This is a genomic window from Kineococcus gypseus (assembly GCF_050871305.1).
GTDB lineage: Bacteria > Actinomycetota > Actinomycetes > Actinomycetales > Kineococcaceae > Kineococcus > Kineococcus gypseus.
The window spans coordinates 25956-48164 of the sequence record NZ_JBJLRD010000033.1 but is presented as its reverse complement, the minus strand read 5'-3'; the positions used below and the strand labels follow the sequence as shown (position 1 = coordinate 48164).

Genomic DNA, 22209 nt, shown 5'->3' with positions numbered 1-22209 from the left:
GGGGGGGGGGGGGGGGGGGGGGGGGGGGGGGGGGGGGGGGGGGGGGGGGGGGGGGGGGGGGGGGGGGGGGGGGGGGGGGGGCCCCCCCGCCGGTGCCCGTCAGCGCACGGCGTCCAGGGCGTCCACGAGGCCCTCGCCGAAGAAGCCGTTGTCGGCGGCGGTGCCGGTGCACAGCGCGCCGCCGGTGGGGGCGGTGGCCGGGCAGGGGGTGTCGTCCGCCTGCTGCTCCAGGCGCTGCACGAGGGCGTCGCCGGACAGCTCGGGGTGGGCGGACTTGATCAGGGCCAGCACGCCGGCGGCGTGCGGGGACGCCATCGAGGTGCCGCTCTTGAGCCCGTACCCGCCGCCGGTGACCGCGGACAGGATGCCGCGGCCGGGGGCGGCGACGTCGATGACGCCCTCGCCGTAGTTGGAGAACGACGACTTCGCGCCGTTGCGGTCGGTGGAGGAGACGGTCACCACGCCGTCGAGCTCGGCGGGGATGTCCTCGCAGCCCCCGTCGATCGGCCGCGTCACCGGGGTGGTGTCGTTCGGGCTGGAGGAGTCGGTCGTCTTGTGCGCGAGGTCGACGTTGGAGTTCCCCGCGGCGGCGACGTTGGCCACGCCCCGGCCCCGGGAGAACTGCACGGCGCGGTCCACGGCGGTCTTGACGGCGCGCTGGTCGGCGTCGTCGTCGCACCAGAACTGCCACGGGTCGACGTAGTAGCTGTTGTTGGTGACGTCCGCGCCGGTCAGGGCGGCGTGCATGAACCCGCAGATCGCGGCCTCGGGGTAGATGAACCCGTCGTCGTTGACGACCTTCACCGAGGACATGCGCACGCCGGGGGCCACGCCGACGATGCCGACGCCGTTGCGCGCGGCGGCGATGGTGCCGGCCACGTGGGTGCCGTGGTCGCTGGTGGTGGGCTGCCAGGCGGCGTAGCGGGTGTCCGGCACGCCGCCGAGGCAGCCGGCGGAGGCGGCGGCGTCGATGTTCGGCGCGAGGTCGGGGTGGGTGCCCTCGATGCCGGAGTCGAGGACGGCCACGAGCACGTCGCGGCTGCCGTCGGTGATCTCGTGCGCCTCGTCGGCGCCGATGGCCGCCAGGTCCCACTGCTCGCCCTCGCGCGGGTCGAGCGCGGCGGTGGTGGTGGCCTCGACGTCGGCGGCGCGCTGCGCGGCGGCGGCCTTCGTCCTCGGCCCGTTGCCGGACTCCCCCTCCGCCAGCGGGTCGCCGACGCCGGTGGTGGGGTCCGTGGCGGCCACGGCGGCGGTGCGGGTGGCACCGACGGACTCCACGGCCGCGTCGCGGCGCAGCGCGGCGGCGAAGCCGGGGTCGGTGGAGCGGGCGATGACGACGCCGATCTCGGCCCACGACGTGACGACGCTGCCGCCGGCGGCGGTGACGGCGCGCTCGACCTTCAGCGTCTGGCCGCGGTTGGCCTGCCGGGCGTTGACGGCGTAGACCATCGTCTCGCCCGGCGCGGTGGCCGCGGCGGCGGTGGTGGCCGCGGCGCCGGTGCCGGCGGCCGGTGCCGCGGTGGCGCCCTGGGGGGCCAGGACGGTGAGGCCGACGAGCGCGCTCAGGGCGGCGCCGGCGGCCAGGGTGCGGCCGCGCGCGGTGGTGCGCGGGGTGCGGACGGGCATGGTGCTCCTCGTTCGGGGGTGGGGCGGGCGTGCGCGCGGGACCGGGCCGGGGACGGCCCGGCCCCGCGGCGGGGGGCGGTATTCAGCGGACCTGGACGGTCGTCATCCCCTGGGAGCCGCTCTGCACGACGCGGATCGTGGTGCCGGTGCCGGCGACCTGCACGCTGCCCTGCGGGTTGGCGGCGTCGTAGTAGGCGTTCGGGTCGGAGTCGTCGAAGACCGGCACGGCCGGGCGCGAGGGGGCCGCGAGGGTGGTCGCCCCGGTCGCGGTCTCGCGGTGCAGGGAGATCGGGTCGGTGGCCTCGGTGCCGAACGTGGCGTCGAAGCTCTGGATCCGGTTGCGCGCGACCACCCCGTCGCTCCAGCGCAGGGCCTGCGGCCGGGCGTCCACGGGCAGCACCAGGCCCGCACCGGGGTGCTGGCGGGTGTTGTTGTTGCGCTGCGCGGTGTTCCAGTAGGAGATCAGCAGCCCGTCCTGGTACGGGAAGTGCTCGACGCGGTCCGGCGCGCTGACGCTCCAGCCGAAGTTGTACGGGCCCTGCTGCAGGGTCGTGTCGTAGCCGAGGTAGCGCCGGCTCTCGGCGATGTAGAAGCGGCCGTTGCCCGCCGCGTCGTCGGGCAGCTCCACGACGAGCGCCTGCGGGCGCTTGGTGGCGTGCTCGGCGGGGCCGAGCGCGTAGGTGCCCCGCGCGTCGGCGGGGACGACGACGTGGTCCAGCCAGCCCAGCTGCAGCTTCTCCCAGGCGCCCATGTGGTTCGGGGTGGTGCCGATGGCGCCGTCCCCGTGGCCCATCCAGGACCCGGAGCTCATGAGGGTCCAGAAACCGGTGCCGTTCTCGCCGCCGCTGGTGTCGTACAGGTCGGGCAGGCCCAGGTCGTGGCCGTACTCGTGCGCGAAGACACCCAGCCCGCCGTTCTCCGGCTCGGTGGTGTAGTCGCGGATCCAGAGGCCGGTGTTCCCGATCTGCACGCCGCCGTACTTGTTGTACGACGGGCCGGTGGTGCCGCGCCCGGCCTGCCCGACGGACCAGCGGTGCGCCCAGATCGCCCAGCTCGGCGCGCCGGCGGACTCGTCCTCGCCGGCGTGCACGGCCTGGAAGTGGTCGATGTAGCCGTCCGGCTCGTCGAACACCCCGTCGGCGTCGTAGTCGTAGCGGTCCCACTCGTCGAAGCTGGCGAGGTACTCGCGCACCTGCTCGTCGGTGCGCCCCTTCGCCTTCTCCGCGGCGTACCAGGCGTTCGCGCTGTCCTGGACGAAGCGCGTCATGTCGGCCTGGGACTCGGTCTCGCCGTAGCTGGCCTCGTTGTGCGGCACCGTCACCCAGTCGCTGACGTCGCCGGTGACGGTGTAGCGGCCGCTGGACTGCTCCTCGTAGAAGTCCGCGAAGGACTCCCCGTCGGTGCCGAAGAACATGTCCTGGAAGTGCTCGCGGCTGAAGTCGGGCGTCCAGTACGTGCTGTTGTCCTGCGAGCGGTCCGGCTGCGGGATGCTGCCGTGCAGCGGGCCGGCCGGGGCGTCGGGGAAGCGCGGGTCGCGCTGGTCGCCGAACTGCACCAGGAAGGTCAGCAGGCGGTCGCTGGACTCCAGGCCGTACTGGGCCCACTGGCCGGGGGCCACCCGCACGGCCTTCGAGCCGCCGCGGGTCTCGGGGCGGCGCTCGCCCTTCAGGACCAGCTCGAGGCCGCGGCGGTTCAGCTCGCGGCGGGCCTCGGCGGCCTGGTCGGGGCGGTCGTCGGCCGCGGGGGCCGCTGCCGGCGCGTCGGCGGGCGGTGCGGCGGGCGCCGCGGCGGGCGCCGCGGTGGCGGCGCCGGGCAGGGACAGGGAGAGCAGCGCGGCGGTGGCCAGGCCACCGGCCGCGCGCAGGGCGGGACGGCGCACGAACTTCCTCTCGGCTACGGCGAGCACCGGACCCGCGCAGCTCGTCCTGCACGGGTCCGTGGACTGTGCGCTCAGCGAAACACACCGTTCGCCAGGGGTCCAGTGTCTCAGGGCAACCGGTTGTTAAGACGATGTTACCGACCGCGCACGCCGGAGGGGTAGAGCCTGCCGCGAGTCGTCAGGAACCTGCACCGACACCCGCGGACCCTCGCCGGGGGGTGCCGCGACTGCCAGCCTCCTCCCCGGCGGCACCCGGGGGGCACCGGCGGTCGTCGTCGCGCAGCGCTCCCGCGCTGCCGACAGCAGACTCGCGGAGACGTCGCGAGGGAGCACTGAGGAAGGCGACATGCGCACAGCAGCAACGAGGGGGCGTACCGCGCGGATCGGGACGCTCGGCAGGCTGGCCGTCGCGGGGGTGTGCGGCGCGCTGCTGGCCGCGGTCCCCGCCGGCTCCGCCTCCGCGGCCGGCCACAAGACCTGGACGGTCGCCAAGGGGCAGTCCATCCAGGCCGCCGTCGACAAGGCCAGCTCCGGCGACACCATCAAGATCGCGGCGGGCACCTTCCAGGAGGCCGTCTGCATCGTCGGCAAGGGCCTGACCATCAAGGGCGCCGGCCGCGAGAAGACCACGATCACCTGGCCGGAGTGGGGCGAGGGCAAGGCCCTGCCGAAGGTGAAGGCCACCCCGTGCTGGGAGGCGCAGGAGCGCGCCGACGAGGAGGACGACGGCACCACGCTGGCCGACGACGTCTCGGCGCTGTTCTTCTACGGCCCGAACTCGCCGGTGCGGGTGCAGGACCTCGGCACCAAGAACCACCCCGCCAACGGCATCGTCACCTGGGGCGGCTGGGGCGTGACCGTCCACAACACCAGGGGCGTGGCGCACGAGCGCTACGGCGTCCTGGCCGCCGACTCGCACCACATCCTCATCAAGGACAACGTCGAGGTCGGCCTGGACCGCGGCGACCCGTGGGGCTCGGGCACCGCCGGCATCTCCGTGGGCGACTCCGACGGCGCGTCGGCCACCATCACGCGCAACCAGGTCAGGGGCTACAACCTGGGCGTCTTCGCCAAGGAGTCGCGCGGCGGGACCATCCAGGGCAACACGCTGACGGACGGCTGCGTCGGCGTGCTCGTCTTCGACGACTCCGCCACCGAGGTGCCGGACACCACCCGCCACGTCGAGGGCGGCGACTGGTGGGTCGTGGGCAACCGCGCCACCGCCAACAACCGCTACTGCAAGGTCGGCCGCGACGGCACCCAGCGCGTCTCCGGCGTCGGCATCGCCGTGACCAACGCCGACAACGTCTACGTCGAGGGCAACACCATCAAGAACCACGTGCCGAAGGTGCCCGCCGGCCAGGACCCGATCAACTTCCCCGGCGGCGGCATCTCCCTCATCGGCTTCGCCTCCCCGCCCGGCACCAACCCGGCCGGCGCCGTCGACCCCGGCACCGTGGAGGACGTGCGCGTCTGGAACAACGTGCTCTCGGGGAACAAGCCGCAGGACGTGTGGATCACCCGGGCCATCCCCGGCAGCCCCCTGCGCGCGCCCGGCGAGAACATCGTCGTCGAGGACAACACCTGCACGAGCAGCGACCCGAAGGGCCTCTGCGCGTCCTGACCACCCGGCCGGGACGACCCGCACCACCGCACGACCCGCACGACCCGCCCCACCAGCGCCCCGTCCGGCACCGCCGGGCGGGGCGCTGCCGCGCCGCCGCGCCGCCGCGCTGCCGCCGCGCTGCCGCCGCGCTGCCGCCGCGCTGCCGCCGCTCTGCACCCGGCGGGGCCCGGTGGGAGGCTGGGCGCGTGGACGACTACCGCGCCTGGCAGCGCCTGGCCCCGCTCGGCCTGCTCCTCGTCGGCGCCGGGGTGTGCGTCGTCACCGACGCCGCCACCCGCCGCGCCGGCGGCGCCGGCACCGGCGCCTGGGTGGCGGAGGGCACCGCGGGCCTCCTCGGCCTGAACGCCGGGCTCTCCCTCTTCGGCGAGGCGGTCAAGCGGCGGGCCCTGCACGACGTGGCCGCCCGGCGCTGACCCCCTCACCCGGTCCCCCGCGGCGCGGGGCGGGCGGCGCCGGGGTGCGCGGCGGGCGCGCAGCGCGTAGGAACGCCTGGTGCGCGTCGTCGAGGTCCGTGAGCCCGGTGGTCCCGAGGTGCTGCGGGTGGTGCAGCGCCCCGCTCCCGCACCCGGACCCGGCGAGGTGCTGGTCGACGTCGAGGCGGCGGGCGTGAACCCCACCGACCTCGCCGCCCGGCAGGGGTTCACGGTCGGCGACTCCGCGCGCCCGCCCTACGTGCTGGGCTGGGACCTCGCCGGCACCGTGCGCGCGACGGGCCCGGGCGTGCAGCGCCTGAGCACCGGTGAGGCCGTGGTCGGGATGATCCCCTGGTACGCCGAGCACGGGCGCGTGGGCGCCTACGCCGAGCAGGTCGCCGTGCCCGAGGAGTGGGTGCTGCCCCGGCCCGCGGGGCTGAGCGCGGTGGAGGCCGCCACGATCCCCCTCAACGCCCTCACGGCCGCCCAGCTGCTCGACCGGCTGGCCCCTCCCCCGGGCGCGGAGGTCCTGGTCACCGGCGCCAGCGGCGCCGTGGGCGGGTACGCCGTGCAGCTGGCGGTGCGCGCCGGGCACCGCGTCACCGCGGTCGCCGGCACCGGCGACGAGGAGTGGGTGCGCGGGCTCGGCGCGCACGTCGTGCTCGGCCGCGACACCGACGTCTCCACCGCCGGCCCCTTCGGCTCCGTGGTCGACGCCGTGCCGGTGGGCGAGGCCCTCTTCCCCGCCGTCGCGCGCGGCGGCACGGTGCTCTCCACGCGCCCGGTGCCGCCCGCGCCCGCGGCGGCGGGCATCGCCCAGGACTGGCTCCTCGTGGAGCTGGACCTGCCGCAGCTCGTGCAGCTGGTCGCCGAGGTGGCCGAGGGGCGGCTGCGCACCCGCGTGTCGGGCACCTTCCCGCTGGAGCGGGCCGCGGACGCGCACCGGGCGGCCGAGGAGCGCGGCCGGCGCGGCAAGGTCGTGCTCACGCCCTGAACCGGGTGCCCCGCAACGGGTCCGGGTGAGGCAAGCCTCACCGATGTCGCCCAGGCGGCACACAGCGTTCGCCCGACGTCCACCGGGAGTCCACGCCGCCCTCGCCGCGGGTGAGGACCGTTCGCAACACCGGACCCACCCCCTCCCCGGAGGCACTGCCGTCATGACCCAGACCCCCGAGCGGCGCGCGCTGCTCCCCATGACCGGGCACACCAAGGGCAACCGCTCCGCCGCCACGTGCCACTTCAAGTGCGGCGACGCGTGCCTGCGCCACGAGTCCAGCACGTCCACCTCCCCGCGCTTCGCCGACGTGGCGCGGGCCGCGGTCTCGCGGCGCAACGTCCTCGGCGTCGGGGCGGCCGCCCTGGCCGCCGGCGCCGGCTCGGCCTTCAGCGCGCTGCCCGCGGCCGCCGGCGAGCGCGGGCGTGGGCCCGCCCGGCCCGGTCGCGGCCTCGCCTTCACCCCCATCGAGCCGGTGCCGAACGACGTCGACGCGTTCACCGTGCCGGCCGGGTACGCCTGGCACACGATCATCCGCTGGGGCGACCCGGTGGTGGCCGGCGCGCCGGAGTTCGACCTCGACGCGCAGAGCCCCGAGGCGCAGGAGCAGCAGTTCGGCTACAACAACGACTACCTGGCGATCCTGCCGCAGGGGCGCTCGCGGGCCCTGCTCGTGGCCAACCACGAGTACACCAACGAGAACATCATGTACCCCGGCTTCGTCGACGAGGAGTCCCTCACCGTCGAGCAGCTGCGCACCTCCATGGCCGCGCACGGCATGTCCGTGGTGCAGCTGCGCCGCGACGGCCGCGACCCGCGCTGGCGCGTGCAGCCCTCCGAGTACGGCCGGCGCTTCACCGCGCTGAGCACCCGCTTCGCGCTGACCGGCCCGGTGGCCGGCGACGAGCTGGTGCGCACCAGCGCCGACCCGCAGGGGCGCACCGTCATCGGCACCCTGAACAACTGCGCCGGCGGCACCACCCCGTGGGGCACCGTGCTCTCCGGCGAGGAGAACTTCGACCAGTACTTCCGCGGCGACCCCCTGGGCGACCCGCGCAACCGCGACACCTACGGCCTCGTCGACGACGAGGGCAACCCCGGCGACGGGCGGTTCTGGTACAAGGTCGACGACCGCTTCGACGTCTTCGCCGAGCCGAACGAGATCAACCGCTTCGGCTGGATCGTCGAGGTCGACCCCCACGACCCCGACTCGACCCCCGTCAAGCACACGGCGCTGGGGCGCTTCAAGCACGAGGGCGCCACGACCAGCCTGGCCGAGGACGGCCGCGTCGTCGTCTACATGGGCGACGACACCGCCGACCAGCACCTGTACAAGTTCGTCTCCCGCGACCGCCTGCCCGGCGGGGGCGGGCGCGGCGGCCGCTGGGGCGGGCACCGCGGCTGGCCGGGGCGCGACGGCGGCTGGGACGACCGCTTCCGCCGCCGGGCCTCGGCCCTGCTGCACGAGGGCGACCTGTACGTCGCGCGCTTCTCCGCCGAGGGCGACCCGGCCGAGGACTTCGACGGCACCGGCGAGTGGATCGCGCTGACGAAGGACGGCGACTCCGCCGTGCCGGGCATGAGCCTGGAGGAGGTGCTCGTCTTCACGCGCGCCGCCGCCGCGGCCGTCGGCGCCACCCCGATGGACCGCCCCGAGGACGTCGAGCGCAACCCCGTCAACGGCCGCGTGTACGTGGCGTGCACCAACAACTCCGGGCGCGAGGCGCCGGACCCGGCCAACCCGCGCCCGGCGAACCGCTGGGGCCACGTCGTGGAGATCACCGAGGCCGGGGACGACGCCGCGGCCACGACGTTCGGCTGGAAGCTCGTGCTGGTCTGCGGCGACCCGGAGGACGAGTCGACGTACTTTGCCGGGTACCCGCGCGAGCTCGTCTCGCCCATCTCGTGCCCGGACAACGTCACCTTCGACGCGAGCGGCGCGCTGTGGGTCTCCACCGACGGGCAGCCCGGCTCGATCGGCTTCAACGACGCCCTGCACCACGTGCCCGTGGACGGCGAGGAGCGCGGCCACGTGCAGCAGTTCCTGGCCGTGCCGGTGGGCGCGGAGACGTGCGGCCCGTGGATCGACTCCGAGGACGGCTCGGTGTTCGTTAACGTGCAGCACCCCGGCGAGGTGGACGGCGCGGCCGTGGACGCCCCGGTCTCCCTGTTCCCCTACGGCGACACCACCCGCACCCCGCGCCCCAGCGTGGTGCAGGTGCACCGGGCCTGAGGACCCCCCGCGGCGCCGGGGCCCGGGTCACCGCCTGGGCCCCGGGGCTGCCCGCACGACGACGCCCCCGCCGGCTGCTCAGCCGGCGGGGGCGTCGTCGTCCCGGGGGCCCGCGGTGCCCGCGGTGCCCGCGGCCGCGCCGGTGCCGCCGTCGGCGAGGTCCACGAGCCGGCCGGCCAGGGCGCGCACCTGCGCGCGGGCGTCGCGCACGCCGTCGAGGAGGGCGGCCACGGACGCCTCGGCCTCCTGGCGCAGGCGACGGCTGTCCACGCGCGCGGCCAGCAGCGCCTCGCGGGCGGCCTCCTCGCGCGCGGCGGCGCGCTCCTCGGCGGCGGCGACGATGCCGTCGGCGCGTCGGCGCGCGTCGGCCAGCACGGCCTCGGCGCTGCGCTCGGCCAGCTCCAGCAGCCGGGCGGCGCGCACGGGCAGGTCGGTGCCCCCCGAGCCGTCGGTGGTCGCGGTCATGGTGCCTCCGGTTCTCGCAGGGCGGACCCGTCCGTGCCGCGGCCCGGCGGGCCGTTCGTCCGCGAGTTCTACCGGTGCGCCCGGGGTGCTGTCGCCGTCGCGGGCGCGCTGCGGCAGGTCCCTGCCACCACCACGCGCAGCGCGCCGGCACCCCGAGGGGTGCCGGCGCGCTGGTCACCGGGCGAGCCGGCCCGTCCCCGGGCCGTGGCGGCCCGGGGACGGGTGGCTCACTTGCGGACGTCGATGGTGACGCGGGTGGTGGCGCTGACGGGCGCCCCGAACGCGTCGACCATCTTGACGGTGCAGTCGAACACGGCCTGGCCGGTGGCCGTGGGACGCGCCCGCAGCGTGAAGTTCGCGTTCTGCCCGGCCGGGTAGTCGCGGTTGGCGACCTGCTGGGCCGAGCCCGGCGCCAGCTCCAGGGCGAACGGCGCGTCGCCGACCGGCGTGCAGCTGTAGGAGAACGAGCTGCCCAGCAGCTTGCCGGTGCCCTTGTTGCCGAGCTGCACGACGACCTGGACGGTCTGGTTGGCGTTGGCGCGCACCACCGGGCCGTTGTTGACCTGCTGGTACAGGTTCGTCGTGGTGGGCGGCGGGGTGACCACGACGTCGAAGGAGACGGGCGTGGCGGCGTTCCCGGCGGCGTCGGACACCGAGCAGGTCACCTTCGTGGTGCCGATGGCGAACTGCGTGCCCGGGGCGGGGGCGCAGTTCGGCGTCAGCGCGCCGTCGCGGGTGTCGCCGGCGACCGGCAGCGCGTAGTCGACCTGCGCGCCGGCGGGGCTGGTGGAGAACACCCGGACCGGGTCCTTGGCGGCGATGCGCGGGGCGAGGAAGTCGGCCGGGCGCGCCGGCAGCTTCGACGGGTCGACGATGCCCCAGTACGCCGGGGTGACCTGCAGGTCGTCGTCGAAGGGCAGCGGCTGCTCCCACGGGCGGGCGATCGGCCAGGTCCGCAGCCAGGTGCGGGCGTTGCTGATGCCCCAGAACGTCACCGACTCGATGGAGCGCGAGTGCTTCTCCAGGACGTCGAACAGGTCGCGGTAGTAGTACCCGTTCTCCGCCGCGGCCGCCGCGTCGTCCTCGGTGGCGCGCGCCGGGCGCCCGCCGCCGCCGACGTCGGCGGAGACGACCTCCTTGGACGTGCTGACGTCCAGCTCGGTGATGACCTGCAGCAGCGGCTTGCCCTTCTGGGCGCTGAGCTTCTCGACCGCCGTGAGGGAGTCGTCCAGCCACTGCACCGGACGGCCGAAGTCGACGTGCACCTGGTGGCCCACGCCGTCGATCGGCACACCCCGGTCGATGAGGGCGCCGACGAGCTCGACGTAGTCGGCGCGCTTCTCCGGCATCTCGGAGTTGTAGTCGTTGATGAACAGCTTCTGCTGCGGGAAGTACTCGTCCGCGTAGCGGAAGGCGTCGTCGACGAAGCGCTCGCCGAGCACCTGGAACCAGCGGCTGTCGCGCATGTCGTGCGGGTTGGCGTTGTCGCCGTCGGCCACGACCTCGTTGACGACGTCCCACGCCCAGATCGGGTAGTTCCCGTCGGGGTAGCGCGCCTTCATGTGGTCGGCGATGGCCTTGATGTGGGTCCTCATGCGCTCGCGCAGGATCGCCTGGTCCGCCGCGGAGTTCGTCAGGGGCGTGCCGTCGGCGCGCTGGAAGAACCACGCGGGAGTCTGCGAGTGCCACACGAACACGTGCCCGTACACCTTGGTGCCGGTGCGGTCGGCGTAGTCCAGCAGGGTGTCGAGGCGGCTGAAGTTGAAGGTGCCGGGCGTGGGCTGCACGACCTCGGGCTTGCCGTCGTTCTCGGGGGTGAACGCGTTGAAGTGCTTCTGGATGAGCTGCGAGGCGCGCCCGACGGTCTCGCGCGGGTCGATGGCGACACCCACGCGCTCGAAGCCCTGCGCGCCCAGGACGTCCTTCAGGCCCGGCACGTCCTGGATCGGCGTCTCGACGATGGGGGCGACGCGCACGTCGTCGAGGAGGAAGCTGACGTTCGCGGGACCCTCGACGTACAGCTGCGCGCGGGTCACGGGCGAGCCGAGGGTGAAGGTGCCGCGCAGCTGCGTCCACGTGTCGGCGGTGACGGTGGCGGCGGCGCCGGCGACGCCGTTGTAGGCGTCGGTGCCGTTGGCGGTGAGCTGCACGGTCGCGTTCAGCGACGTGGGGGCCTGCCCGGGGGTCAGCTTCGCCCAGAACGAGACCGAGACCGCCTGCCCGACGGCCAGGTTCTGCGTGACGTCGATCGTCGGGCCCTGCCAGTTCTGCAGGCGGTTGGTCACCCGCAGGGCGCCGGTGCCGCCGCGGCCGATGCCGGCGACCTGCTCGACCCTCGCGTCGCCGCGCGGGCCCCAGCCGTCCAGGCCGGTGTCGAACGTGGAGGTCAGGGCGGGGAGGGCCTGGACGGCCTGGGTGGTGCCGGTGGTGGCCGTGGCCGCGGAGGCGGGCGGGACGGCCAGCACGCCGATGCCGGCCAGCAGGCCTGAGGCGACGGCGGCGGTACGCAGGGTGCGCTGCTTCATCGTGCGGGTTCCCCTCGGGGTGGATCGTGCGGGCGACAGTGCTCTTGATCCCTTCCGGAAGCGCTTCCGGAAGACCTGGAGTGCACCACCCGCACCGCACCGCGGTCAAGCCGGTCGTCCACAGGTCCCGCGCACGGGCGCCCGCGCCGCGCGGCGCGGCCCGGCGCGGGCCCCGCCCCCGTTCAGCCGCCCCCGAGCACGTCCCTGATCCGCTGCTTCTGCGCGTCGCCCAGGCCCAGGCTGTCGGCCACTGACTCGAACCAGTGCGGCTCGCCCTCCTCGCCGAAGAGCCCGCCGACGCCCTCCTCGCCCTCCTGCGCGATGCCCGAGGCCAACGCCGGCCAGAAGCCGCGCGGCACCGTCCACGGCGAGCGCTCGCTGACCACGCCGAACCCGGCCAGGTCCGCCAGGCGCTCGCGCACCTCCTCCAGCGCGGCGCCGGCGGCGGGCCCCAGGTCGGCGACGTCCTCGAGCAGCTCCTCCAGCGCCGCCTCGTCGAAGGGCTCGCCCGCCACCGCCGAGGCCAGCACCGTCGGCAGCACCGCCTCGGCCACGGAGAACCCGCCCCCGAGCGTGGCGGGGTCGTCGAGCACGAACCGGCCGACCAGGTCCCGGCGCAGCTCGCGCGCCCCCTCCTCGTCCGCGCGCCACGTCGCCGCCCGCGGACCCGGCGCCAGCAGCGCCTCGTCCTCGCCGTCCAGCAGCTCCAGGTCGAGCATGGCGAGCACGAGCTGGTGCAGCCACGGCACGTCCTCCAGGTGCGGCCCGCCCCCGCCGGCCCGCGCGTCCGGGCCGTCCGGCCCGTCCGCGGCGGGGAGGCCGAGGGCGGCCAGGACGGCCGCCACGTCGGCCGGGGCCAGCTCCTCGTCCTCGGGCACGGGCAGGCCCGCGCCCACGCGGGCGAGCACCTGCGCGGCCGCGCGCACCGGGAAGGAGGCCAGCACGGTGGCGTCCTCCTCCTGCGCGCCCACCTGCTCGGCCGCCGCGACGAGCAGCTCGGCCACGTCCACCTCGCCGGGGTCCAGCAGCGCCAGGCAGGTCTCCAGGTGCCCGGGGGCGCCCGCCCAGCGGCCGGTCCGCTCCAGGAACGTCAGGAACCGGTACCAGACGGCGCGGAGGTCCTCCTCGAGCTCCTCGGCGTCCTCCACGCCCGCCCCGGCGGCCAGCGCGGGCAGCACGCGCGCGGTGAGGACCTCGACGTCCTCGGGGGCGAAGCGCGTCGCGCCCGCCCCGCCGGCGCCCGGGCGCAGCGCGCGCAGGCCGCCGACGGACACGGCCAGGGCGTCGACGACCCCGTCGGCGCCGACGCCCTCGTCCACCACCGCGTGCCGGCGCAACCAGTCCTCCAGGGGCTCGCGCAGGTCCTGCAGGACCCGCCCGCCCAGCTCGCGCAGCTCGTCGACGTCGGGAAGCTCATCTCCGCGGGGCACGCGTGCACCCTGCCACCTGGCGCGGGCGGGCGGCCAGCGAGGGAGCGGGCCTCACAGCGGCGAGCCGTCCAGGCGGTGGGCGCTCACCCCGCCGGCAGGCGACCACAGCAGGTAGCCGCCCTCGAAGTCACTGCGCCGGTACCCGCCCCAGTCGCGCTCGCCGGTCACCGGGAAGCCGAGCGCGGAGGCCTCCCAGCCGCGCCGGGCCCACTCGTCGCGGATCGCGCCGAGCACCTCGTGGGCGCCGGTGGCCGGCGACCAGTACAGCGAGCCGCCCCGGAAGTGGTTGTAGGCGCCCGGGCGCACCGGCGTGGGGCGCTCGTGGGTCACCGGCAGGCCCAGCGCCGAGCGCTCGTGGCCCAGCTCGGCGTAGCGGGCGAAGACCGCGCCGTGCACCTCGTGGGCACCGGTGGCCGGCGACCAGTACACGTTGCCGTGCTCGAAGCCGTTGTAGCGCACCGCGGGGTCGCCCGGGACGCCGAACTCCGAGGTGGTCGGGCGCCCCAGCTCGCCGTGCGTGCCGCGCAGCTCCCCCTCGTAGGCGTCGCCGATCGCGCCGCCGACCGCGTGCACGCCCAGGGGCGTGGAGTACAGCCACCCCAGCGGGCCGCGGTGGGCCACGCCCGTGCGCACCGTCACCGCGACGCGCTCGTCGACCGGCCCGATCGGCAGGTTCGAGGTGGCGTTGTGGTCGGCCACGCCCGCCCACAGGTCGCAGGTGCCCACCCGCACGGGGACGCTGGTGCTCGCCGGCCCGGGGCCGGCGGTGACCTCCAGCACGACCGGCTCGCGACCGGGCGGCAGGAGCACGTCCGCCCCCGCGCGCCCGGAGCCGATCACGCGCGCGAAGCCGACCTCCCGGCCGGCGCGGCGCACGCTGATGCGGCTGTACGGCGGCATGTCGCGGTGCTCGACCTCCACCCGCGCGCCCGGCGCGCCCCACACGCAGGTGGGCACGGCCGTGGCGCCGCTGAGCGCCGGCTCCGCGGCGGTGGCGGACGGCGGTGCCGCCCCCGCGGCGAGCGCCGCGACCAGGCCGACTGCGGCGGTGCGGGCGGCGGTGCGGGTGGCGGTGCGGTGCGGTGTCCTCACGGTGCTCCCCCTCGAGCGGTCCGGTGCTCCGGTGCGGGAACCGTAGCCGCGCCGGCGCGCGCCCGCGGGGCTTTGCGCGCCGCCCGGCCCGCCCGGCCCGCCCGGCCCGCCCGGCCCGCCGCGCGGGAGCCGCACGGGGGAGCGCGGGGTGCGCGGGGCCCCGGCGGGTGCGCGGGGCGTGCATCATGGACGGCTGCGCCCGGCGCGGACCGGGCGTCGGTCCGCGCGGGCACGAGCGACGGGAGCGGACGGCGTGAAGGTCGCCTACTACAGCTTCGGGGGGCGCTACGCCGACAACCCGCGGGCCCTGCACCAGCGCATGCTGGCCCGCGGCGACGTCGACGCCGAGCACGTGTGGCTGGCCGGGCCCGGGCACGCCGGCACCTTCCCCGCGGGCACCGCCACGGCCGCCCTGGGCACCCCGCAGGCCCTGTCCGCGCTGGAGTCGGCCGACCTCGTCGTGGCCGACAACCACCTGCCCGCGTGGCGCAAGCGCCCGGGCACCACGTACCTGCAGACGTGGCACGGCACGCCCCTGAAGCGCATCCACCGCGACGCCCTCTCCACCCAGCCCGAGGGCGAGGAGGTCATGGCGCGCCTGGACGACGACGTCACCCGCTGGGACCTGCTGCTGGCGCCCAGCGCGGCCGCCGCGGTCCCGCTGCGCGCGGCGTTCCGCTTCGACGGGCCGGTGCCGGTGACCGGCTACCCGCGCAACGACGTCCTGTCCTCCCCCGCCGCGGCGGCCCGCCGCGCCGAGGTGCGCGCCGCGCTGGGCCTGGAGGAGGGCCGCACCGCCGTGCTGTACGCGCCGACGTGGCGCGACGACGACCGCTTCGGCGACGGCCCGGACTTCCGCCTGGCCCTGGACCTGCAGCGCTTCTCGCAGCGCCTGGGCGCCAGCCACGCGCTGCTGCTGCGCCTGCACTACCTGGTGCCCGACGCGCTGCGCGGGGTGGACGTGCCCGGCGTGCTGGACGTCTCGCGCCACCCGGACGTCAACGACCTCTACCTGGCCGCCGACGTGCTCGTGACCGACTACTCCTCGGCGATGTTCGACTTCGCGATCACCGGCAAGCCGATCGTGTCGTTCGTGTACGACTTCGAGCACTACCGCGACGTGCTGCGCGGGTTCTACTTCGACCCGTACGAGATCGCCGCCGGGCCGGTGGTGCGCGGGTCCGAGGAGGTCCTCGACGCGGTGGCCGACCCGGGGGCGCTGCGCGCGCGGTTCGCCGGGCGCTACGCGCGCTTCCGCGAGCGCTTCTGCCACGCCGAGGACGGCCGCGCCGCCGACCGGGTGCTCGACCTGGTGCTGCGCCCGGGGACGCGGGTGCCGGCGAAGGTCGCCCCGGCGGTCACCGCGCGTGGTGAGGGGCTCCGCTGAGCAGTCGGGAACCACGCGCCGCAGCCGGTCGGCGACGCTGCGCCGACCACCGCGCCGCGGCGGCGTGCAGCGCCCTGACGAGTTCCCGTGGACGACCGGTGCGTTCCCTGTGCAACCAGTAGCGTTGGTGCTCCACGGAAGGGCGACAGGGGGAGAGCCGGAGATGTCTCAGGAGCACGAGGACGTCCTGCGGGTGGTGGACTGGGTCGCCAGGCTCACCGACGAGGACCGCAGCGAGCTGGTGGCCCGGGTGCGGGGCGCCGGGCAGCAGGAGGCGTCGGCGGCCGCGCCGGCCGCCGACGGGCGGGTCGCCCTCGCGGGCCCGCTCCCGCACGCGCAGGTCGTCCTGCCGGAGATGGCCGGGACCAGCGCGTCCGCCTGAGCGCGGCGGGGCCGGGCGCCCCGCGCGCCGCGGACCGCCCCGGGCGGGGGCCGCGGTGGGCGGGGCGTTCGCCCGCCCGGGCGGTCGCGCTGCGCCGGACCGGTCGCACCGCCGCGGACCGGCTCCGGGCGGGCGCCGCCGGGCGGTAGCTTCGGGGGCTGCCGCCCGCGACAGCGCCGGGCCGTCGAACAGGAGCTGGTGTGAGCGCAGGTCCCCGGGTCGTCCTCGTCCACGAGCGGTTCACCGAGTACGCGGGTTCCGAGGCCGTGGTCGAGCAGCTGGCCCGCGAGTGGCCCGACGCGCCGATCCTCGCGCCGATCGCGCGCGCCGGCGTGCTGCCGCCCGACCTCCAGGCCAGGGTGCGCTCGACGCCCCTGAGCCGCCTGCTGCGCGGGACGACGTACGCGCACCTGCTGCCCGCGCTGCCGGTGGCGATGCGCACGATGCCCCTGCCGCCGGCCGACGTCGTCGTCGCCTCGCACCACGCCTTCGCCGCCCAGGTGGCCGTGCGCAGCAGCGCGCCCGTCGTCGCGTACGTGCACACCCCGGCGCGGTGGGTGTGGGACCCCTCCATGCGCGTCGGCGAGGCCGGCCGCGTCGGCGCCGCCGGGCTGGCGGCGTTCTCGGCCGCCTACCGGCCCGTGGACCGCGCCGCGGCGCAGCGGGTGCACACCCTCGTGGCGAACTCCTCCGCCGTGGCCGAGCGGATCGAGCGGTGGTGGGGACGGGCCTCCACCGTCGTGCACCCCCCGGTGGACACCGGCTTCTACTCCCCCGCCGACGTCCCGCGCGAGGACTTCTTCCTCGTGGCCGGCCGCCTCGTGCCGTACAAGCGCCCCGACCTGGCCGTGCGCGCCGCCGAGCGCGCCGGTGTGCCCCTCGTCGTCGCCGGCGACGGCAGGATGCGCGCGCAGCTGGAGGCCGTGGCGGGCCCGAACACCCGCTTCGTCGGGCGGGTGGACGACGAGGGCCTGCGCGACCTGTTCCGCCGCTGCCGCGCGCTGCTCATGCCGGGCGTGGAGGACTTCGGCATCGTCCCCGTCGAGGCGCAGGCGTGCGGCGCACCCGTCGTGGCCGTCGGCGCCGGCGGGACGCTGGACACCGTGCTGCCGGGCCGCACCGGCGAGCTGGTGCCCCCGGGCGGCGACGAGGTGGGCGCCTGGGCCGCGGCGCTCGGCGGCTTCGAGCCCTCCCGCTACGACGCCGCCGCCGTGCGCGCGCACGCCGAGGGCTTCTCCCGGGCGCGCTTCCGCGCGGCGATGGCGGGCGTGGTGCACGGGGTGCTCGGCGGTTCGTGACCCCGCCCGCCGCGGCCCGGCGGGCGGTCGGGTGCAGCGGTCAGGTGTAGACGCGCACCCAGTCGACGTACATGTCGGTGGTCTCCCCCGTGCGGGAGAGGTCCACGGGCCAGCCGCCGCCCAGCGCCAGGTTGAGCATGAAGAAGAACGGCTCGTCGGTGCGCGTCAGGCCGCTCACCCGGGCGACCTCGACGCCGTCGACGGTGAAGACGGCCCCACCGGCGGTGACGCGCGCGCCGTAGGTGTGCCACGACGCCGCCCAGTCGGCGGGCCGCACGGCCTGCACGCACGGGCCCGCGGTGCCGACGCCGACGTCGCTGCCGCCGAACCACGAGTGGGAGGTGTGGCAGCTCCAGCTGGTGTCGTGCCCGTACAGCTCCACCGCGTCGACCTCGGCACCGCTGCTCTGGGTGTTGCGCGGGGTGGCGGCCTCGGTGTTGACCATCCAGAACGCCGGCCACGCGCCGGGGCCGGGGGCGCCGAGCACCCTGGCCTCGAAGTAGCCGCGCTGGGCGCTGAAGCCGCTGCCGCCCACCCGCGCGGAGGAGAGCAGGCCGGAGACGTGCCGCTGGCCCCAGTCGGCGCGGATGTCGCGCGCGCCGATGGCCTCGGCGCGCAGGCGCAGGTAACCGCCGGGGACGGTGCTCATCGTGCCCGTGCCCCGGGCCGGGTCGGCGAACACGCCCATGCCGAACTGCGAGCTGCCCCACGGCTCGGGCTTGGCGGCGCCGTACAGGGCGCCGGTGCCGGTCTGGCTGACCGACAGCGGCGCGTCGAACTCGTCGGCGTAGCGCAGGACCATCCCGGCGGGGGCGGTGACCGGCGCGGGCACGGCCCGGCCGGAGGTGTTGACCACCTGCACGTGCAGCGCCGGGCCGGTGCCGTCGGTGCGGGTGACCCGCAGCGCGGTGGGCCCCTTGGGCAGGGTGGTGGTGTCCACCTTCAGCACCGCGCGCCCGTCGGCGCCGGCGGTCGCGGTGGCCACGGGGTACAGGGAGCCGACGCCCGCGGTGCCCTGGTCCAGGCGCCAGCCGCGGGCGGTGACCGACGTGCCCGGCGGCGCCCACACCACGACCGTGGCGCTCGTGCCGACCGAGGAGCCGACGGCGGGGCACACCAGCCCCAGGCCGGTGGCCGGGCGCGGGGAGACCGCGGGCGAGGTGGCGCCGCACGAGGCGGGCACCGGGGTGCTGGAGTACCCCGCGCTGCGCTTGGGCCAGCGCGGCGGGGTCGTGGCGGCGTCGTGGACGGCGATCTCGCGCAGGCCGAGCACCGTGCCGGGCACCTGCCGCCGCAGCTCCAGGCGCACGGAGGTGACCGTGCGCGGGGCGAAGGCGACGGTCGTGGGGTCGCTGCCGCCGGCGGCGATGCCGGAGACGACGACGCTGGTGCCGTCGGAGAAGTACAGGCGCCCGTGCAGGGGCGCGGCCTCCGGGGTCGCCGACGCGGGCGCCGCCTGGGCGGGCCCGAGGACCTGCAGGCTCGCCACGCGGCGCGGCGAGGACCACTTCAGGCGCACCCAGGGCGCCTGGTCGGTGGTGCCGGCCGTCCACTGGCGACCCTCGACGCCCGTGGCGAAGGAACCGTCGCGCAGGTCCGCCGGGCTCGAACCGCTCAGCGCGCTCGACGTCGTGACGACGGGTGCGGCCGGGTCGGCCACCGTGCCGGTGGCCCCCGCCGGGGACGCCGGCAGCACGCTGCTCACGGCGACGAGGAAGGCACCCAGCGCGACCCCGAGGGCGTTGCGGCGCAGCGGGGAACGGCCCGCGGCGTTCTGCGGGGAACCGTCCGGGTGCTCACGGCCCTGGGCGTCGAGTTCTCGGAGCGGACCTCGGCTCAGCTGCACGAACACCCTCATCGGCACACCTCGTCACAGGTTGAGTACTTGCCGTGAGAAACTTCATCACGATTCGGTAACGGCTCGGCCAGGCGAGCGTACTTCCCCTCCGGACCTCTGGCGAGACCCGCACGACGTGGTACCCATTTCAACGACTGCGGAGCAACTGGGGGGGCCAGGTGCAGGACCGAAGCACGAGCACGACAGCGGGGACGCACGCGCAGCAGGGGCTCGCGGTGGTGCCCGTGCCACCGCGGCAGCGGGTGCACGCCCGCTCCGCCGTGCCGGCGACCCGGGCGGGTTCACCCGCCCGCACCGCCGGGGCGGGCACGGCGCCCGCCGGCGCCGGGGAGGCCGGCGCGGCCGTGCTGCCCGCCGGTGCCGACCGGTTCGACGCGTTCGAGGAGACCGGTCCCGCCTTCGAGCCGCGGCGGCTGCGCCCGTCGCTGCTGCGCTGGCCCGCACCGCCCTACCTGCTCGCCACCGACCTGGCGGCCTTCGCCCTCTCGCGCGTCGTCGTCCCGCAGGTGGGGCCGGCCGACCTCGTCGTCCTGGGCGTGCTGCTCACGTGCCTGCACGTCGCCGGGCTGTACCGCTCGCGGCTGTCGGTGTCCCTGCTGGACGACGCACCGCGCCTGCTGGGCGGCGTGGCCGCCGCGGTGGCCGTGCACATCGGCGTGCACGGCCTGATGCCGGGCACCGCCCCGCGCGCCGCGCTCCTGGCGCAGGCCCTGGTGCTGCTGCTCTCGGTGCTGCTCGCGCGCAGCGCGGCCTACGCGACGATGCGCTGGGCGCGGCGCAGCGGCCGGGTCCGGCACACCGCCCTCATCGTCGGCGCCGGCCACCTCGGCATCCGCATCGGCAACGTCCTGCGCGAGCACCCCGAGCACGGGCTGGACCCCGTCGGCTTCGTCGACTCCAGCCCGCGCGTCGAGGGCGACGAGGAGCTGCCGGCCCCGGTGCTCAGCGGGTACGACGACCTCGCCACCCAGATCCAGGACTTCGCGGTCAAGGTGGTCATCGTCGCCTTCGGCGCCATGCGCGAGGCCGAGCTCGTCGAGGTGCTGCGCACCTGCGACCGCCTGCGCTGCGAGATCATCATCGTCCCGCGCCTGTACGAGGTGCACCCCACGACCAGCGACACCGACCTGCTGCGCGGCATCCCGCTCGTGCGGGTGCGGCGCGCGCCGTTCCGCACCCCCGGGTGGCGCCTCAAGCGCGCCTTCGACGTGCTGTTCTCCGGCGTCGCGCTCGTGGCGCTGGCCCCGGTGATGGCGGCGTGCGCCGCGGCCGTGCGCTGGGAGGGCGGCCCCGGCATCATCTTCCGCCAGCAGCGCGTGGGCCTGGACGGCCGCGGTTTCGACGTCCTGAAGTTCCGTTCCCTCAAGCCGGTCGACGAGACCGAGTCGGCGACGAACTGGAACATCAAGCACGACGACCGGCTCGGCCCGGTGGGCCGCTTCCTGCGGCAGACCTCCCTGGACGAGCTGCCGCAGCTGTGGAACATCCTGCGCGGCGACATGAGCATCGTCGGCCCGCGCCCGGAGCGCCCCCACTTCGTCGACGAGTTCAGCGGCCTCATCCCCCGCTACACCTGGCGGCACCGCGTGCCCAGCGGCCTGACCGGCTGGGCGCAGGTCAACGGCCTGCGCGGCGACACCTCGATCGAGGACCGCGCGCAGTTCGACAACTACTACATCGAGAACTGGTCGCTGTGGCTCGACATCAAGATCATCCTGCGCACCACCACGCAGGTCCTCACCAGGGCCGGCGGGTGAAGCCCGTCCGCTGGCTGCTGATGGCCAGCCACGTGCCGCCCAGCGGCAGCCTCGGCGGCATCGTGCGCTACACGGTGGAGCTCGCGCGCGCCCTGGAGCGCCGCGACGACGTGGAGCTGCACCTGCTGACCTCCCCGGAGGCCGAGCAGCCCCTGGCGGACCTGCTGGGCTGCCACGGCCGCACGGTGGCCGTCCCCCGCGTGCCCGGCGCCCTCGTGCCCGCGGTGGAGCGCTACCTGCTGGGCCGGCGCCTGCGCGGTTTCGACGTCGTGCAGGGCACCAAGCACCTGCTGCCGCGCGGGGTGGCCGCCCGGTCGGTGCTGACGGTGCACGACATGCTGCTGTTCGACCGGCCGCAGGACTTCCCCACGGCCAAGCGCCACCTGCTGCGCCAGCCCTACGCCGCCTCGCTGCGCGGCGCCGACGTGCTCGCGTGCGTCAGCGCCGCCACCGAACGGCGGGTGCTGGAGTGGTCCCCGCGCCTGGCGGGCCGGACCGTCGTGGCGCCGCTGGCCACCGGCTCGGCGCTGCTGAGCACCCCCGCCACGCCCGTGGCGGCCGTGGCCGGGCGCCCGTTCGCGCTGGTCGTCGGCGACAGCCAGCCGCGCAAGAACGTCGCCACGGTCGTGTCCGCCTGGCAGCGCGTGGTGCAGGCGCACCCCGACGCGCTGCTCGTGCTCGTCGGGCCGCCGGCGTGGGGTCGGGAGTCCTACGGGCCGGGGTACCCGGCGCTGACCGCCTCCGGGCACGTGCTGCAGCTGACGGGCATCGACGACGGGACGCTGCGCTGGTGCTACGAGAACGCCGCCGTGGTGCTGGCCCCGAGCCTGGCGGAGGGTTTCGGCCTGCCGGCCGTCGAGGCGCTCGACCTCGGCGCGCCGCTGGTGACCTCGCTGGACGCCGCGCTCGTCGAGGCCAGCGGCGCGCACGCCGAGCACCTGCCGGCGCACGACGTCACCGCCTGGGCGGAGAGCGCCGCCGACCACCTGGCCGTCGCGCGCGACGGTTCCCGCCGCACCCCCCGCCGCGCCCGCACCTGGGACGACGTGGCCGCGGACACGGTCGCCGGCGTGCTGCGGCGGTGACCGGGGAACCGAGCGCGACAGCGCTCGCAGCAACTGCCTGAACACCCTGGGCGACGTCCGGTGCAGGACCCCGACAGACCCCGACCCCCTCGTCGCCGCAGCCGGACGACGTCGGTAGGTTCGCGCTCGGTGGCGGCACCTCAGCCGGCCACCGGAAC

The 22209-nt window shown here is 76.2% G+C and carries 16 protein-coding genes; 9 read left to right on the top strand and 7 right to left on the bottom strand.

What is annotated here, in order from left to right; all coding sequences use genetic code 11:
• Positions 1 to 99: 99 nt before the first annotated feature.
• Positions 100 to 1626 (bottom strand): S8 family serine peptidase, encoded by a 1527-nt coding sequence (locus ACRYMN_RS13520; RefSeq protein ID WP_432495953.1) that lies wholly within the window; start codon positions 1624 to 1626, stop codon positions 100 to 102.
• An 82-nt stretch (positions 1627 to 1708) separates the two neighbouring features.
• The gene (locus ACRYMN_RS13515; protein WP_432495950.1) at positions 1709 to 3505 is read right to left on the bottom strand and encodes an immune inhibitor A domain-containing protein; all 1797 of its coding nucleotides are present in this window, start codon (positions 3503 to 3505) and stop codon (positions 1709 to 1711) included.
• Positions 3506 to 3851: 346 nt separating this feature from the next.
• Here ACRYMN_RS13515 and ACRYMN_RS13510 point away from each other — a divergent pair, with 346 nt between their 5' ends.
• The 4 genes from ACRYMN_RS13510 to ACRYMN_RS13495 all read left to right on the top strand — a co-directional run bounded on the left by ACRYMN_RS13510 (position 3852) and on the right by ACRYMN_RS13495 (position 8772).
• Positions 3852 to 5129 carry a right-handed parallel beta-helix repeat-containing protein gene (locus ACRYMN_RS13510; RefSeq protein ID WP_432495947.1) on the top strand — a complete coding sequence of 426 codons (1278 nt, stop codon included), beginning with the start codon at positions 3852 to 3854 and terminating at the stop codon, positions 5127 to 5129.
• A gap of 188 nt (positions 5130 to 5317) precedes the next feature.
• Positions 5318 to 5545, top strand: a complete 228-nt coding sequence (locus tag ACRYMN_RS13505) for a hypothetical protein (protein ID WP_432495945.1) — start codon at positions 5318 to 5320, stop codon at positions 5543 to 5545.
• A gap of 79 nt (positions 5546 to 5624) precedes the next feature.
• Positions 5625 to 6539, top strand: coding sequence for an NADP-dependent oxidoreductase (locus ACRYMN_RS13500; protein ID WP_432495942.1), 915 nt, complete (start codon positions 5625 to 5627; stop codon positions 6537 to 6539).
• A gap of 163 nt (positions 6540 to 6702) precedes the next feature.
• The gene (locus tag ACRYMN_RS13495; RefSeq protein WP_432495939.1) at positions 6703 to 8772 is read left to right on the top strand and encodes a PhoX family protein; all 2070 of its coding nucleotides are present in this window, start codon (positions 6703 to 6705) and stop codon (positions 8770 to 8772) included.
• Between the two features lie 78 nt (positions 8773 to 8850).
• On the opposite strand, the gene ACRYMN_RS13490 is transcribed toward ACRYMN_RS13495, so the two are convergent.
• The 4 genes from ACRYMN_RS13490 to ACRYMN_RS13475 all read right to left on the bottom strand — a co-directional run bounded on the left by ACRYMN_RS13490 (position 8851) and on the right by ACRYMN_RS13475 (position 14284).
• Positions 8851 to 9237: a hypothetical protein gene (locus ACRYMN_RS13490; RefSeq protein ID WP_432495936.1), complete on the bottom strand. Its 387-nt coding sequence runs from the start codon at positions 9235 to 9237 to the stop codon at positions 8851 to 8853.
• Positions 9238 to 9464: 227 nt separating this feature from the next.
• On the bottom strand, positions 9465 to 11762 hold the full coding sequence (locus ACRYMN_RS13485) for an endo-1,4-beta-xylanase (RefSeq protein WP_432495933.1): 2298 nt from the start codon (positions 11760 to 11762) through the stop codon (positions 9465 to 9467).
• Positions 11763 to 11944: 182 nt separating this feature from the next.
• Complete coding sequence (locus ACRYMN_RS13480; RefSeq protein WP_432495930.1) at positions 11945 to 13192, bottom strand: hypothetical protein; 1248 nt, start codon at positions 13190 to 13192, stop codon at positions 11945 to 11947.
• 51 nt (positions 13193 to 13243) lie between these two features.
• Entirely contained in the window at positions 13244 to 14284 is a 1041-nt protein-coding gene (locus ACRYMN_RS13475; protein WP_432495928.1) for an LGFP repeat-containing protein, read from the bottom strand.
• Between the two features lie 253 nt (positions 14285 to 14537).
• Between ACRYMN_RS13475 and ACRYMN_RS13470 the strand changes: the two genes are divergently transcribed.
• The 3 genes from ACRYMN_RS13470 to ACRYMN_RS13460 all read left to right on the top strand — a co-directional run bounded on the left by ACRYMN_RS13470 (position 14538) and on the right by ACRYMN_RS13460 (position 17351).
• Positions 14538 to 15671: a CDP-glycerol glycerophosphotransferase family protein gene (locus ACRYMN_RS13470; protein ID WP_432495926.1), complete on the top strand. Its 1134-nt coding sequence runs from the start codon at positions 14538 to 14540 to the stop codon at positions 15669 to 15671.
• Positions 15672 to 15834: 163 nt separating this feature from the next.
• Positions 15835 to 16053 carry a hypothetical protein gene (locus ACRYMN_RS13465; RefSeq protein ID WP_432495924.1) on the top strand — a complete coding sequence of 73 codons (219 nt, stop codon included), beginning with the start codon at positions 15835 to 15837 and terminating at the stop codon, positions 16051 to 16053.
• A gap of 200 nt (positions 16054 to 16253) precedes the next feature.
• Positions 16254 to 17351 carry a glycosyltransferase gene (locus ACRYMN_RS13460; protein WP_432495922.1) on the top strand — a complete coding sequence of 366 codons (1098 nt, stop codon included), beginning with the start codon at positions 16254 to 16256 and terminating at the stop codon, positions 17349 to 17351.
• Positions 17352 to 17391: 40 nt separating this feature from the next.
• Here ACRYMN_RS13460 and ACRYMN_RS13455 read toward each other — a convergent pair whose 3' ends face one another.
• A complete protein-coding gene (locus ACRYMN_RS13455) occupies positions 17392 to 19209 on the bottom strand; it encodes a DUF7402 domain-containing protein (RefSeq protein ID WP_432495920.1) in 1818 nt (605 codons plus the stop codon).
• 215 nt (positions 19210 to 19424) lie between these two features.
• On the opposite strand from ACRYMN_RS13455, the gene ACRYMN_RS13450 reads away from it, so the two are divergent.
• Both ACRYMN_RS13450 and ACRYMN_RS13445 read left to right on the top strand, forming a co-directional pair.
• Positions 19425 to 20966: a sugar transferase gene (locus tag ACRYMN_RS13450; protein WP_432495918.1), complete on the top strand. Its 1542-nt coding sequence runs from the start codon at positions 19425 to 19427 to the stop codon at positions 20964 to 20966.
• On the top strand, positions 20963 to 22051 hold the full coding sequence (locus ACRYMN_RS13445) for a glycosyltransferase family 4 protein (RefSeq protein ID WP_432495916.1): 1089 nt from the start codon (positions 20963 to 20965) through the stop codon (positions 22049 to 22051). Before ACRYMN_RS13450 ends, ACRYMN_RS13445 begins: the two co-directional genes overlap by 4 nt.
• Positions 22052 to 22209: the final 158 nt, after the last annotated feature.

What these genes read in the sequence shown, in the direction of transcription:
- ACRYMN_RS13520 (WP_432495953.1), bottom strand. Translation starts at nt 1,626, where the DNA reads ATGCCCGTCCGCACCCCGCGCACCACCGCGCGCGGCCGCACCCTGGCC.
- ACRYMN_RS13510 (WP_432495947.1), top strand. Translation starts at nt 3,852, where the DNA reads ATGCGCACAGCAGCAACGAGGGGGCGTACCGCGCGGATCGGGACGCTC.
- ACRYMN_RS13495 (WP_432495939.1), top strand. Translation starts at nt 6,703, where the DNA reads ATGACCCAGACCCCCGAGCGGCGCGCGCTGCTCCCCATGACCGGGCAC.
- ACRYMN_RS13490 (WP_432495936.1), bottom strand. Translation starts at nt 9,237, where the DNA reads ATGACCGCGACCACCGACGGCTCGGGGGGCACCGACCTGCCCGTGCGC.
- ACRYMN_RS13485 (WP_432495933.1), bottom strand. Translation starts at nt 11,762, where the DNA reads ATGAAGCAGCGCACCCTGCGTACCGCCGCCGTCGCCTCAGGCCTGCTG.
- ACRYMN_RS13465 (WP_432495924.1), top strand. Translation starts at nt 15,835, where the DNA reads ATGTCTCAGGAGCACGAGGACGTCCTGCGGGTGGTGGACTGGGTCGCC.
- ACRYMN_RS13455 (WP_432495920.1), bottom strand. Translation starts at nt 19,209, where the DNA reads ATGAGGGTGTTCGTGCAGCTGAGCCGAGGTCCGCTCCGAGAACTCGAC.